The sequence below is a fragment of the Bacillus sp. 7_6_55CFAA_CT2 genome, from assembly GCF_000238655.1.
Classification (GTDB): domain Bacteria; phylum Bacillota; class Bacilli; order Bacillales; family Bacillaceae_G; genus Bacillus_A; species Bacillus_A cereus.
The window spans coordinates 42,217-56,641 of the sequence record NZ_JH414710.1 but is presented as its reverse complement, the minus strand read 5'-3'; the positions used below and the strand labels follow the sequence as shown (position 1 = coordinate 56,641).

Below are 14,425 nucleotides of genomic sequence, written 5' to 3'. Positions count from 1 at the left end.
TTCAATCCAAATGAAGGAGTACAGGAAATGGAGCAAAACCCATCTTTGCAAGAAAATACACGCAATAAACCGAAAAAAAATAAGAAAAAAATAAAAATTATTATAAGCGCTATACTATTCGTTTTATTAATAGGCGGCGGTTATACTTGGTTTTTAGTAAATAAAGCATCTTCTGCTGTTCGAAATGCCGCACACGATTTAGCACGCGGTGATAAATCTGATTTACGTGATAAGGCTGTAAAACCTATTACAAACAATGTCTCTGTTTTAATAATGGGTGTCGATGAAAGCGATGTCCGTGGAAGAGAATATGGTGAAGCTATAAGAACAGACGCGCTTTTACTTGCAACATTTAATAAAGATAGCAAAACTGTTAAACTATTAAGTATCCCACGTGACACATATACTTATATTCCAATAGAAAAGAAAAAAGATAAAATTACACACGCTCATGCATTCGGTTCTGCTAAAAACGGAAAAAATGGTGGACCACAAGCAAGCATTGATGCAGTTGAAAAATTAATGAATGTTCCTGTCGATTATTTTGTAAAATTCAACTTTAAATCATTTATAAAAATCGTCGATGACTTGGGCGGTGTTGAAGTTGATGTACCAGTTGAATTTACTGAGCAAGATAGCAATGATAATGCTGAGGCTATTCATCTAGAAAAAGGTGTTCAAAAGCTAAATGGCGAAGAAGCTCTTGCTCTTGCTAGAACAAGGCACATCGATAGTGATGCAATGCGTGGACAACGTCAACAACTCGTTATCGAGGCTATTTTAAAGAAACTAACAAGTGTTGGTTCTGTAACAAAAGTTGGCAACATCATTGATGATATTAACGGACAATTCGTTACAAACTTAACATTTGATGATATGCTTTCATTCTATAAATATGGATCGGATTCGGAAATTGAGAAATTACAAATCCAAGGTGATGATTGCTACATGGCAAAAGGTGACGATACTTGTAGCAAATCTGCTGGTGGTGGTCGAACTTACTACTACAATCCAGATAAAAAAGAATTAGCTAATGTTACAAATGAACTTCGTACTCATCTTGGGCTACCTGCATATACAAAGTCTGACTCAAACTCTGATTCGAAAAAGACAAAAGAATCTAAGTCTGAAAATTCAAGTGAACGCGAATCAAATAACAATGAAGTGAAAAATAAGAACAAAAATAGCAGTGAAGATACAGAAACATCGTCTAATGACAATGAATAATATAGAAGCGGTTCTCTATGGAGGTAGAGAACCGCTTCTTTATATTCTTCCAAATACAAAAATCAGAACTTTCTAACTATCTTTTTTAATATTTTTAAATTATAATAAATAGTAGCAATCTATTCCAATTATCAGGGGGCTCATACATATGAAAGCTGCAGTAAAACATAACATCTCAGATTTTAAAGACTACTTAAAATCTAACGATATATACATGGAAGAAAATATAGATGAAAATGATGGCTCTGTTCATTTTTCAGTAGGATTAGAGACTGAAGCTGGCGCAAAGATTCAACTTATCGCTGCTTTCCAAAACGAACATCCTACGGTGGATATATACTGCTTCAATGTTGCTCACGTGCCTGATGCAACATCAACAAATGATATTTTACATGTCATCAATGAATTAAATACATCTTATCGCTTTGCAAAATTCACATTAAATAAGCAAAATGCAATTGATATTTCAACATCTCTTGCATTCTCAGAACCAAACTTTAATCCAGCACTTGTCTTTGAACATACGAGAATGCTATATAAATTAGCAAATGACGAATAATAAAAACTTAATGAAAGTTATTTGGACATAAAGTAAAACTATAATCCGTTAGGTTTACGGGCAATAAATAAAAGGATGGGCTGTAAGCAGCACCATCCTTTTATTTTGATATCATATCGATCCACATTTTAACAGCAGTGCCTACAATTAAAGTGGACAATACATATTGCAGTACTTTTTGATTTAGCCTCTTCCCGACTCGTGCTCCAAGTGGCGCAGCAAATATACTGGCAACCGCAATAATTAGAGCTGGAATGATAACTACTTGCCCAGTAACCATTTTTCCTGTAGTAATCCCTATTGAGGAAATAAACGTAATAGCGATAGATGTTGCGATCGTCATGCGCAGTGGTAATTTTAAAATAACTAGCATAATGGGAACTAAAAGGAACGAACCTCCAGCTCCTATAATGCCTGAAGCTCCCCCTACAACGAACGCTAACAAGCTTGCTAACCATTTATTATACTTCACATCTCCACTATTATTTTGTTTCGGTACAAACATCATAATAGCTGCAATTGTAGCTAATGCTGCATAAACAACATTGACTGTATGTTCCTCTAATATGTTAGCACCGAAACTCCCTATGAAGCTTCCTATTAATATACTAGCTCCCATATACATAACTAACGTTTTATTCATGTCATTACTTTTCCGGTATGCCCAAGCGCCTGCAAAAGTTGCAAAGAATACTTGTACCGCTGTAATACCGCTCACTTCATGTGATGTATAGCCAGAAAATCCCAGCAATACCGGAATGTATAAGATCATCGGATAATTAATAATCGCACCGCCAATTCCAACCATTCCTGATATAAACGATCCTATAAATCCAATTATAAAAAGTAATACGACTAAGCTCATCTTACATCCCCTCCCTTCTAGAAAGAAGATGAATTAAATGAATAAGTTTACATTCCCATCCGAAGCATCTGCTAAATAAGCTCCTACTCCTGCAAACTCTACCCCTTCCATAATCTCTTCCTCTTTTAACCCTAATAAATCTACTGTCATTTGACAAGCGACAAGTTTAATCCCCTGTTCTTTCGCCAAATCGATTAAATCTGGTAAAGGCATCGCATTATGTTTTTTCATAATACCTTTAATCATCTTTGGTCCCATACCTGCAAAATTCATTTTTGATAATCCCATCTTATCCGCACCGCGTGGCATCATTTTTCCAAACACTTTTTCTATAAAAGTTTTCTTTACCTTCACATGCTCATCTTTCCTTAAAGCATTTAATCCCCAAAAAGTATGAAAAATAGTTACCTCTTGATCATACGCCGCTGCACCATTTGCAATAATATAAGCAGCCATTGCTTTATCATAATCTCCGCTAAATAAAACGATTGTTGTTTTCTTCTGTTGTTCCATGTTGTTCTCCCTCCGATTACCTATAGGGGTATTTTATCATTTATAAAAAGGCTCAAATCATGTATCTCTGTACTATACGACTTTACCTTCCCATGCTAACATACCACCTACCATATTAATTGCTTGAAAACCGTAGCTCTCTAAAAACTGAACTGCTCGTGCACTTCTTCCGCCAGAACGACAAACGATAATATACTCTTTCTTTTTATCCAACTCATGCATACGAAACTCTAATAGTCCTAGTGGAATATTACACGCTTCTGGAATTTTCCCTTCGGCTACTTCTTCTACTTCACGTACGTCCACGATATTTACTGCTTCTTTACGTAACAATTTTTCTTCCAATTCTTTTACTGTCATTTCTTTCATTTTAAATTCCCTCCTCACAAACCATTCATACCGCCTGAAACATTGATAACGTGCTGAAATCCTAATTTCTTTAATACCTTTGCTGCTTGCTTACTTCTCATCCCGCTCTGACAAATAACAATTACTTCCTTATTTTTATCTAACTGATTTGCCTTACTCGCTAACTCATTTAGTGGGATATTTTGAAACCCTTTCATATGATTCCCTCTATACTCACCTACTGTACGTACATCGATAAATTGTTTATTCTTTTGCCCCATCATACGTTTTAAATCTTTTCCTGAAATATTTTTTACTCCTCTAACTGGTAAGAAGCGAGAAATAATAAACCACGATACAAGTACAATTAAGATTACATTCAATATTGTCTTTACATCCATAAAACTATTTAAACTCCTTCTATGCCTTTTTCCCGTCCAAATATATACTATAGCTTTGAATATGGAACCCTTTCTTTCTTAAAAAACGAACACTTAAATTCCGATCCACTTTATTATGAACAATAAGATGCAAAGGCTTATTTGGTATTTCATGATAATACCGTTTTAAATACGCATACGGTATACACATAATTCTAGAAGTGTTATCACTGTGACTCTCTGTATAATTGCGTACATCTACAACAACACTTTCCATTTTCCTTACTTGTTCTAACGAAATATATGCAACATTTAAAACCGGAATGTAACGTTTTACTAAACTTCCTAGCATCGATACTATTAGAGATATAACTATATAAGACATATATGATTATCCTCTTTACTTTCAATAATAAGCAGAGGATGTAATCTTCCACTTATTATTGAACCGCTATGCTTTCTTGATCCAGAACTTTAATTCACCAGATTCTTCCGTGTGTTTTAACACTTCATGACCGCCTTTTTGTGACCATGCTGGAATATCTTTAATCGCACCTTTATCTGTTAAGTGTACTTCTAACACTTCTCCTGATTGTAATGCTTCCATTGCTTTCTTTGTTTTTACAATTGGCATTGGACATGCTAATCCTTTTACATCTAATACTTCTTTCACTTTCATCTTATATACCTCCTATTTTTATTACATTTGAAATCGAATTAATTATGAATAGCACAACGGTTTGGACCAATCTCCATTTCACGCTCTTCGTCTTGACTTGGATTTAATCGCCCCATATTTGTTTGACGAATTTCTTGATATGCATTCGGTTGAGGTGGTAAATTCTCCGTTACAACTTTACGAAACTCTCCCTCATCCTCAATATTTAACCCTGCATTATACGCAAATAAATCTTTTAATTTAGCACTAACGATACCACTCTCGTCCATTTCACTTATTTTTGAATAATGAGCCGGTAACACAACTAAGTTTTGAGATAGTTCTTTATATCTGCTATACAAAGTAGTACGTAAATAACTTACCCAATCTTCAGCTTTCCCAGCAAGGTCTGGACGCCCAATTGAATCTACAAATAAAATATCACCTGATAATAAATAGGAATCATCTACAATAAATGACGTACTTCCAATCGTATGCCCCGGTGAGTATAATGCATCAATTTCAATTTTAGTACCCCCCACCGTAATAACAGATCCTTCAACAAGTGGTTTATATGAGAACACCACTTCCTCTGCATCTTTTGGCGGTAACCAATACGTACCACCTACTTTTTCCGCTAACTTACGTCCGCCAGAAATATGGTCTGCATGTAAATGTGTATCCATTACATTCGTAATCGTAACGCCATGCTCTTTCGCAAACTCTTCGTACGCTTCAACTGTTCTTACTGCATCAATAACTGCTGCTTCACCGTTTGAAATAACCATATATGATAAGCAACCTTTTCCAAGACGGTTAAACTGATACATACTTCCGCCATCTTTTAAATCTCCCACTTTTATAGGCTTTACATATTCACTCCAAGTCTTCATACCACCAGATAAATAGTAAATATTTTCTAATCCAGCCTCTGTTAATTGCTCTGCTACAAATATAGAAGACCCTTCTTTTGCACATACTACTAAAACATCTTTATCTTTAGGTAGTTCACTGACAATATGATCTACACCCTCTAATAAATCAAAGTACGGCACATTCATTGAAGTAACTTCTTTTCCTTCAATTTTCCAACCTTCATAATCCGCCTCATTACGAACATCTAAAATAAACAACTCTCCGAATAAAACTTTCTCTGCAACATCTTTTGCTTGTAATGCTTTAACATTCATCTCATTACCCCCGTAGGTATATTTTTATTTAAAAAATTTTATTTTTCCACATTCCCTTTCCACTCTAACATGCCTGGGATGACATTTTTCACATTTGCATAACCTTTCTCTTTCAACATGTGACAAGCTACATCACTACGGTTACCAGTTCGACAAACGACGTAAATTTGCTTCGTCTGATCTAATTCCGCACTACCAAGTTCGCCTAATGGAACTGAAATAGCCGATGGAATATGACCAAAAGCGAATTCCGCCGCTTCACGAACATCTACTATAATACACTCTTCACCACTTAATACTATCTCTTCCAATTCAGCATTCGTAATTGTATGAGGATATTTCACTATTTCATTCATTTCATGCTCATTTGCTTTTCTAACGTAATGCATCAATACATCACCTTCTTGTTTCGTCCCTATATATTGATGACCTACTTTACTCGCCCAACTTTGTATATCTACAGTAGATCCTTTATCTGTTGCCTGAACTTCAATCACTTGCCCTGACGTCAATCCTTCCATCGCCTTCTTCGTTTTCACAATCGGCATCGGACAAGCCAACCCTTTACAATCTAAACTCATATCCACTTTTATACTCATAATTGATTCCTCCACAACTTATATACATATACCTGTAGGGGTATAATAAAATGTTTTTGAAAATCTGTCAACAATTATGTCTGACAGATTATCGGCTTTTTACAAGTAATTGAACAGCTTCTTTAATTAACTCTTCATTTGAACCATTACCACTTTCAAACTGTTCACGCAAACATTGCTCTAAATTTGTCCCAACAACAAGTCCAATTGTACGATCAAGTGCAGAACGAGATGCCGTTAACTGTGTAATAACCTCTCGGCAATCTTTTCCTTCTTCCATCATACGAAGTACACCACGAACTTGACCTTCAATACGTTTCAATCTATTTTTCATATCTTGATTATATTCCATTCTATAATCACCTCATTACCATTATGTCACTATTTATAACCTATGACAATATATTATACCCTATAGGGTATTTTGTAAACCCCTATTTTTAATATTTATCTTATATGTTCACAAAACAAGAAGTGAAACCTTAGTATATAGGCTTTCATCTTCCACCAAATTTTGAAGTGGAAGATGAAAAAATATTAATATACAACACGTTCTGGTACTACTGTTCCGTATAATTTAAAGCCACCATCTAAGTTCTTTACCTTATATCCTTTTTCCATTAACATGCGCGCTGCAACATACCCTCTCATACCAAGTTGGCAAGTGATATATATTTCTTTGTCCATTGGCACTTCATCCAATCGATCACGTAATTCATCTAACGGAATATTAATAGAGCCTTTAATCATTCCTTGTTTTAGTTCATTCGGCTCCCGAACATCTATAAGATATCCACCATTGTCAACAATACGATCTATTTCATGCCATTGCACTGTGTCCACAAAACCATCTACTATATTACTTGCCACATACCCCACCATGTTTACTGGGTCTTTTGCAGAAGAATAGGGCGGGGCATATGATAATTCTAAATCCGGCAAATCGATTACAGTTAAGTTTGCCTTCATTGCCGTTGCGATAACATCAATACGCTTATCTACACCGTCACGCCCTAACGCCTGCGCTCCATAAATTTTTCCGCTTTCTTTATTAAAAATTAATTTTATTAGCACTGGCGTAGCATTCGGATAATATCCCGCATGCGAATTCGCCTGCACATGTACTACCTCATAGGGTATATTTAATCGTTTTAATATTTTCTCATTTACGCCCGTCGCAGCAACTGTTAAATCAAAAACTTTAGCCACAGAAGTTCCCATCGTACCTTTATATAAAGAATCTGTATGGCCATGAATAATATCTGCTAACATGCGACCTTGACGATTAGCTGGCCACGCTAAAGGAATCATCGTTTCTGTTTCTGTAACAAAATCTTTCACTTCAATCGCATCACCAATTGCATATATGTGCGGGTCCGACGTTTGAAAACGCTCATCTACCTTTATCGTTCCTTTAACTCCTAGTGCTAACCCTGCATCCTTCGCTAAACTACTCTCTGGTTGCACACCAATTGCTAAAATAATCATATCTGTCTTTATGATTGAACCACTTTTTAAACGTACAACAGTCCCGTGCTCTTCTAACGCATCTACACCGTCTTCTAAAACAAGCTCAACATTGTGATTTCTCATATGTTCATGTACGTATGCTGCCATTTCATAATCGATTGGTGGCATTACTTGATTCGCCATCTCTACAAGAGTAACATCAATTCCTCGTTCTCTTAAATTCTCAACCATTTCCACTCCAATAAATCCTCCACCAATAACCGTCGCATGACGTGGTTTCTTCTCATCAATATACGCTTTTATACGATCTGTATCAGATACATTTCGTAACGTAAACAACGCCTTCGCTTCTTCAATGCCCGGAATAGGTGGAACAATTGGTTTCGCCCCTGGTGAAAGAATCAAAACATCATATTCCTCGTTATATGTTTCATCTGTAGTTACATTCTTTATCGTAATTGTTTTCTCTTCTTTATTAATCTTTACAACTTCACTCAATACACGTATATCTAGATTAAAGCGCTTTGACATTCTTTCAACAGTTTGTACTAATAACTTTTGTCTTTCTGTAATAACACCGCCAATATAGTATGGTAAGCCACAATTTGCAAATGAAATATATTCACCGCGCTCCACCATAATAATTTCATCTTCTTCACTTAAACGACGAAGCCTTGCAGCTACTGATGCCCCGCCAGCAACTCCGCCTACTACAACTATCTTTCTGGACATATTTCAAACCTCCATGTTATTTATTATTTAATTTTTTCATGTATCACACAAAAACCTATACCTGTATGGGTATATAATAGAGTATGAAAAATTTAATTTCAATCAATATGTCTTTCTTTCACAAATTTGAAACAAAAAAGAACTTAGATATTTCCAAGTTCTTTTTCATATAGTTCTGTTCTATAACTTTCTTTACTATTACATCAATACCTAAAGATGGTGTAGTATGAGGGAATACTTGTTTTAGATAACTGAACTACACCTACATTTAAATTTCCAAACTCAATAGTTTCACTTGAAGTTGAATATATTTCGCTTAAAATTCTTAAATACCACAATCTAAGAAAATGAATCCAAATGGATTTACTATATTTATTCAGACCATCTTTTAATATTATTAAACACATTGTCTGTTATCCGATTTCCAAAATTCATATTTTTATTTCCTCTTGTATGAATGGCTATTATTTTGATACCTGTATCAAAATAATGATATACAGGTGATCCACTTTGCCCTTCATAAGTATCAATCTTGTATGTTAGTCTGCTAGGATTAACACCTTCAATTGGACCATAATCTCTCCACATTGTGTAACGTTCATTTCCTATTTTATCAGCTGGATATCCAGGAATCACCGCAAGTAAACCTTTTGGTGATTCTACATAGGTAGTTCTATATCCAAACCAACCCGTATAATCTCCTGGAGACCCATTTAATTTAATCGTTCCATAATCATAATTTGAATTTTCGTTATCAGTCCATCCACTTACCGAGTAAAGTTTTGTTCCTTTATAAGGTAAATACGGTGCTTGTCCTCCATTACGTCCTGGAGTTACAATAATATTTGTCGCCCATCCACCAATTTCTTTATTGTAAATACAATGTCCAGCTGTCAGCACTGTATCTTTACTAATTAGTGCTCCTGTACATCCATAAATTTCTCCACTATTATACTGAGTTGCTATATGGACTACAGCACTATACGGATATGAAGTTGTATCATTAACCCGTATTCGATCATCTATTCCTATAACAGAATAGGTAAGAATGTTAGGTGAATAATTTAACTTCGTATTTTCTAAGAAGGCTCCCCAATCTTCCCCACCATGTTTACGCCCTTCAAATGAAGGTGAAACAAGATCTTCTCCCCTTCGATCATTACTATACAAAGATTGTTCTTGAAAAAGTACACGTTCTCCCTCATTTGAAACTGATGTCCACGGTACATCTTCTGCATACACCTTCTGATTCACCAAAAATACTGTACAAAAAAGATAAAAAGAACACCAAAACTATAAAGAGCCAACCTACATCTTATAGAAATAAAGCTATCCAACATAACTTACCTCCTATACAAATGATAGCGAACAATTGAAGATCCCTTTATAAATTCTAGTTTTTCTTTTTTTAGAAGTCAATGTAATTAATAATGATTATCATTATTGATTACATTGACTTAACAAAATCAAACAATAAGTCATATTCTTTACTCTGCGTTCAAAAACCTGTCTCATTAAAGTTTCACCATATTACATAAATCCATAACCTTTTTCACAATCAACTCCGCAGTATTCTCTCCCGGTGGCATTAACAAATTTGTAACTGTTCCATACACAATAGGACTTAATTCTACTTCATATCCGCCATATGCATATTCGTCTTTTGTCGGTAAATAACCAAGATATCCGTTCATATATCCACCAAAGAAAGCCAATTCATTTTGAAGGCTCTCTTTCATTGCTAAGGCAGTTTCTGAAAAAGGTTCCATCGGTATACCTGAAAACATACCATCATTAACTTGAAACAGTTGAACTTCTAAATCTATACGTAACTTCCGAATACCTTGCCTATATTTCTCTAATACGATAGCAAGCCATTCATCCGTATTCACGCCCCACTGCTTCTCGGCTAATCGAGCCATGCTTCGTATCTCATCAATTTCAGGAATATCCTTCAACTTCATTTGCATCATACTTGAAACTGTCCTTAATTTTACAATTGGACTATATGTAACTGTTGGTAACATCGTTAATACATGTCCACTAAGTATGTAAGCCATTTGTTTTAACGCTTCCCTTGAACCGCGATATTTCGCATTCACATTTCCAGCGGCACCTTGAACAATAATAACAAGGCAGTTCACTATCTGCTCTAGAATCTCTCTCGTTATTCCAGGATAATCTGCTGATAATTCATCGCTATCACCTTTTAAAACATTCGGATGCGCAGTACAAAATACTATAATCCCAGATAGCTCCTTCGTTTCAGCATTTCTGATTGCTAACATACCAATTCGCTTATCTACAACACCATCTATATTTGTTCCCATCTTCGCTCTTCCATCAGATGTTCTCTCTCTTCGATTTACCCCAATATCACCTGTCGTAACACCCCAGCCAACTTCACATAGCTTCAAATTGTTATTCGCAGTAACAGCACCATGTACTACATTATTTGCTAAAATCATTTTATACGACTGCACTAGCGGATCATCACCGACTGTCTCTGGACCGGAATGCGTATGAGTATAAACAACCGTTATTCGCTCAAATGGAACATGAAGCCTACTTGCTACTCGCTCACGAATCATATTCGTATCTTCTACTAACATTCCAATATTATCAATACTTATAAACACAGTTTTCATTTCATCTTTTTCAAATACAAAAACTGTCCCATAAATACGCTCTTCAATATTATTTATTCCTGTCTCTCTATGATATCCGACAAAATCAATACCGACTGGCGGCGTAATATCAACCTTACATACCCCTACTTTGCTCATTTTAATCGCTCCATTTCTCTATATAACTCCCTTTTTTCAAGAATAGCATATTTGACCTTGTTCCAAATAAAAAAGAACGGACACAGTATCCTATGTCCGTTCTTCCCCTCACACATACTTCCGATGCACCATCTTTCCATCATAAGAAAACACAACACCCTTACTCTCCACAATTGACTCCATATGCACCGTTCTTCCCCATAGTTGATGAAGATATGGTAATACTTTTTCTAAGTATTTTAAATCGAGCTCGATTCCTTCGTAGCTATGTTTAATATATAATTCTCCGTTCTTTAAGTAGTCTCCATCTTCTACTACTAAATACGGGAACCCACCATTTGTCCGCATATTTACGAGTTGATCACGCACATTTTCCCATTCTTTATCTATTACTTTATATTCTTTTCCTTGGCGCTGGAATAAGTACATATCTTCTCGCATAACAAGATCTTTATTTAAGTAGTTTCTTAGGAACGATACGTCCCATTCAATTTCGCGTACTTCAAACATTTTGTCACGGCCAGATCCTGGTTTTACGCCCCGTCGCTTCATTTCTTCAGTCGGATTGTTGTACCGTTCTTCAATATCTTCAAAGATTTTAATACCGAGGTAGTATGGATTAATACTTGTTTTTGATGGCTGTACAACACCTGCATTTAATTTCGCAAATTCAATTGCTTCATCAGAGGTTAAGTCCATTTCACGAAGTATGCGTTGATGCCAGTAGGACGCCCAGCCTTCGTTCATGATTTTCGTTTCAAGCTGCGGCCAAAAATATAACATTTCTTCGCGCATCATCGTTAATATATCACGCTGCCAATCTTCTAACTCACGGCTATATTCTTCAATAAAGAGAAGTAAATCCTTCTCTGGTTGCGGTGGGATTTTCTTCTTTTTACGTATATTAGAGCGCTCTTGTTTTTTATTTCGGTTATCTAAATTCCATAAATCATCGTATTGCGATACCTTTTTCTTTTCTACTTCTTCCTCTTCTAAATCATCAATACTCCATGCGAGCTTCGGACGCATAAGCGACGGATCAATATGCTCTTGAATGGCAAGTACTGCATCTAAAAATGTTTCTACCTCTGCTTTTCCGTACTTATGCTCATACGCTTTCACACGGTCCGCTGTTGCGGCCATACTCTCTACCATATCTCGCTTCGTATTTGAAAAACGAATATTATTTTTGAAGAAGTCACAGTGTGCTAAAACGTGCGCTACAATTAATTTGTTTTGAATTAAAGAGTTCGTATCTAATAAAAAGGCGTAACATGGATCAGAGTTAATAACGAGTTCGTATATTTTACTAAGTCCTAAATCGTATTGTAATTTCATTCTGAAAAATTGTTTTCCAAAACTCCAATGTGAAAACCTTGTCGGCATCCCATATGCACCAAATGTATAAATAATTTCCGCTGGACATATTTCATAACGCATCGGATAAAAATCAAGCCCAAATCCAGTCGCAATTTCCGTAATTTCCGCAATCGCATATTGCAGTGCTTTATCGTCACTTGCTCTCATTATTTTCCCTCCTTACACTTTCCCTTAAGAAAGTGTATGATGAAGAACAAGCTTTCATGAGGATTGATTGCATAATAAAAAGACACCCCCGCAAAAACGAGAATGTCTCATCTATTAACCTTCAATAATCTCCATCTTCTCCGTAATCGGTGTACGAGCTTTTCCTTCTGGTGCTTTATCGAAATAGCCAAGGTGAAGAATTCCAACGATGCGTTGACCTCTTGTTAAACCAAGTCCTTCTATAAATAATGGATTGTAGTTTAATCCGCCTGATTTCCAAACACAACCTAATCCGCGTTCCCAAGCAAGAAGTTGGAAGTTTTGCATGAATGCACATGTTGCAGCATAATCTTCGTCACGCTGAATTTGACGCGGATCTTCATTTATATATACAACGATTTGTGCAGGCGTGCTTAAAAAACGATCTGATAAAATTTTACCGCGTTTCGCTCTTTCTTCTTCCGTGAAAGAGTTTAATACTGCATCTACTAATTTCTTGCGGCCTTCTCCGATGTATAGTTTACAATTCCATGGTTCACGGTGCTTATGATTTGGTGCCCATGTTGCATCGTTTAATAGTTCAATTAATAAATCTTTTTCTACTGCTTTGTCTGTAAATGTACGAACAGAGCGTCTTTCTTTAATCACATTAGCGATGGAAGTATATGTAGTCATATTTTTCTCTCCCTTATTTTTATCTATATGTATAAGTTTATCGTCATCATTGATATTGATTTTCAATTTCGATTATACCTTAGTTTTTTACTATTAATCAATGTTTTATGTTGGAAAACTTCTAAAAACGTCATTTCATACTGTGAATAAAAAAACTTGATTTGTTCACAAGTATTTCACATTTTATGGAAATGATATGTGTACAGTTTTCTACATTATCCATCTAGGAGGAGTTTACATGTACAAAAAAATCGCTGTTTGTATGACTATGGCAGCATTATTATGCGGGATATCTACTTTCCCCGCTTCCGCTGCCACACCAAAAGAAGTAACAATGCATCACCATAACCCAATTTTAGAAGAAGAAATGCAATCGCTAGAAAAACTCGGCTATAACAAACATGAAATTTGGAAAGCTGCTCATATTGCAAGAATTAGTAATAAAGAAATAAAAGATGTTTTAGCTTACTATAAGCAAAATAAATCTTGGGAGAAAACAGCCGAGCATTTCGGTGTAGATCCAAGTAAGCTGAAAAAGCATCATATGAATAAAGAAACAAAGCAAGCACTGCTACAACAGTTAGCAACTATGCAAAAATCTACACCGGATCAGCTAAAGCAAAAAATGAAAGAATATAACATCAAATTGCGTCATCTTACTGTGTTAACAATCATCTCTCAAAAAAGCAATACCCCTCTTGATGATGTATTAAAGATGAAAAAAGATGGAATGGACATTAAACAAATTGCCGAAAAATTAAATGTAAAAAGAGAAGATATACGAGCGGAAATGATGAAATTAGTGAAGTCTATTAAAGAACAAAAAACAAATTAAACAGCTAAAAAGGAAGAGACATTCACTACTCTTCCTTTTCTTTATGAACTTTCAATTTTTA

At 35.5% G+C, this 14,425-nt stretch carries 15 protein-coding genes and 2 pseudogenes; 3 read left to right on the top strand and 14 right to left on the bottom strand.

All coding sequences use genetic code 11. The features are described from left to right. Window positions 1-27 precede the first annotated feature (27 nt). Entirely contained in the window at window positions 28-1,227 is a 1,200-nt protein-coding gene (locus tag HMPREF1014_RS15910) for an LCP family protein (RefSeq protein WP_000437395.1), read from the top strand. Between the two features lie 148 nt (window positions 1,228-1,375). Beyond that, a pseudogene (locus HMPREF1014_RS15905) lies at window positions 1,376-1,817 on the top strand (hypothetical protein). 69 nt (window positions 1,818-1,886) lie between these two features. Here the strand turns inward: HMPREF1014_RS15905 and HMPREF1014_RS15900 are convergent. The 14 genes and pseudogenes from HMPREF1014_RS15900 to HMPREF1014_RS15835 form a co-directional block, all read right to left on the bottom strand. Further along, complete coding sequence (locus HMPREF1014_RS15900; protein ID WP_000060715.1) at window positions 1,887-2,651, bottom strand: sulfite exporter TauE/SafE family protein; 765 nt, start codon at window positions 2,649-2,651, stop codon at window positions 1,887-1,889. A 33-nt stretch (window positions 2,652-2,684) separates the two neighbouring features. Then, the gene (locus tag HMPREF1014_RS15895; protein WP_000437728.1) at window positions 2,685-3,164 is read right to left on the bottom strand and encodes a DsrE/DsrF/DrsH-like family protein; all 480 of its coding nucleotides are present in this window, start codon (window positions 3,162-3,164) and stop codon (window positions 2,685-2,687) included. Window positions 3,165-3,236: 72 nt separating this feature from the next. Further along, window positions 3,237-3,533, bottom strand: a complete 297-nt coding sequence (locus tag HMPREF1014_RS15890) for a rhodanese-like domain-containing protein (RefSeq protein WP_000661816.1) — start codon at window positions 3,531-3,533, stop codon at window positions 3,237-3,239. 14 nt (window positions 3,534-3,547) lie between these two features. Continuing rightward, on the bottom strand, window positions 3,548-3,913 hold the full coding sequence (locus HMPREF1014_RS15885; protein ID WP_000382694.1) for a rhodanese-like domain-containing protein: 366 nt from the start codon (window positions 3,911-3,913) through the stop codon (window positions 3,548-3,550). A gap of 19 nt (window positions 3,914-3,932) precedes the next feature. Beyond that, window positions 3,933-4,277, bottom strand: coding sequence for a hypothetical protein (locus HMPREF1014_RS15880; RefSeq protein ID WP_000120509.1), 345 nt, complete (start codon window positions 4,275-4,277; stop codon window positions 3,933-3,935). 66 nt (window positions 4,278-4,343) lie between these two features. Then, complete coding sequence (locus tag HMPREF1014_RS15875; RefSeq protein ID WP_000864996.1) at window positions 4,344-4,571, bottom strand: sulfurtransferase TusA family protein; 228 nt, start codon at window positions 4,569-4,571, stop codon at window positions 4,344-4,346. A 38-nt stretch (window positions 4,572-4,609) separates the two neighbouring features. Further along, a complete protein-coding gene (locus tag HMPREF1014_RS15870) occupies window positions 4,610-5,740 on the bottom strand; it encodes an MBL fold metallo-hydrolase (protein WP_001101018.1) in 1,131 nt (376 codons plus the stop codon). A 38-nt stretch (window positions 5,741-5,778) separates the two neighbouring features. Next, window positions 5,779-6,339: a sulfurtransferase TusA family protein gene (locus HMPREF1014_RS15865; RefSeq protein WP_000023990.1), complete on the bottom strand. Its 561-nt coding sequence runs from the start codon at window positions 6,337-6,339 to the stop codon at window positions 5,779-5,781. An 88-nt stretch (window positions 6,340-6,427) separates the two neighbouring features. After that, on the bottom strand, window positions 6,428-6,691 hold the full coding sequence (locus HMPREF1014_RS15860; RefSeq protein WP_000456206.1) for a metal-sensitive transcriptional regulator: 264 nt from the start codon (window positions 6,689-6,691) through the stop codon (window positions 6,428-6,430). 185 nt (window positions 6,692-6,876) lie between these two features. Then, window positions 6,877-8,541 (bottom strand): CoA-disulfide reductase, encoded by a 1,665-nt coding sequence (gene cdr, locus HMPREF1014_RS15855; protein WP_000087588.1) that lies wholly within the window; start codon window positions 8,539-8,541, stop codon window positions 6,877-6,879. Between the two features lie 372 nt (window positions 8,542-8,913). Beyond that, window positions 8,914-9,881, bottom strand: a pseudogene (locus tag HMPREF1014_RS15850) (trypsin-like serine peptidase). 174 nt (window positions 9,882-10,055) lie between these two features. After that, window positions 10,056-11,327: a neutral/alkaline non-lysosomal ceramidase N-terminal domain-containing protein gene (locus HMPREF1014_RS15845; protein ID WP_000048707.1), complete on the bottom strand. Its 1,272-nt coding sequence runs from the start codon at window positions 11,325-11,327 to the stop codon at window positions 10,056-10,058. Window positions 11,328-11,435: 108 nt separating this feature from the next. Continuing rightward, on the bottom strand, window positions 11,436-12,854 hold the full coding sequence (gene spoVR, locus HMPREF1014_RS15840; RefSeq protein ID WP_001202701.1) for a stage V sporulation protein SpoVR: 1,419 nt from the start codon (window positions 12,852-12,854) through the stop codon (window positions 11,436-11,438). 114 nt (window positions 12,855-12,968) lie between these two features. Further along, window positions 12,969-13,529 carry a nitroreductase family protein gene (locus tag HMPREF1014_RS15835; RefSeq protein ID WP_000214820.1) on the bottom strand — a complete coding sequence of 187 codons (561 nt, stop codon included), beginning with the start codon at window positions 13,527-13,529 and terminating at the stop codon, window positions 12,969-12,971. Window positions 13,530-13,767: 238 nt separating this feature from the next. Between HMPREF1014_RS15835 and HMPREF1014_RS15830 the strand changes: the two genes are divergently transcribed. After that, on the top strand, window positions 13,768-14,364 hold the full coding sequence (locus tag HMPREF1014_RS15830; protein WP_000276961.1) for a hypothetical protein: 597 nt from the start codon (window positions 13,768-13,770) through the stop codon (window positions 14,362-14,364). Window positions 14,365-14,425: the final 61 nt, after the last annotated feature.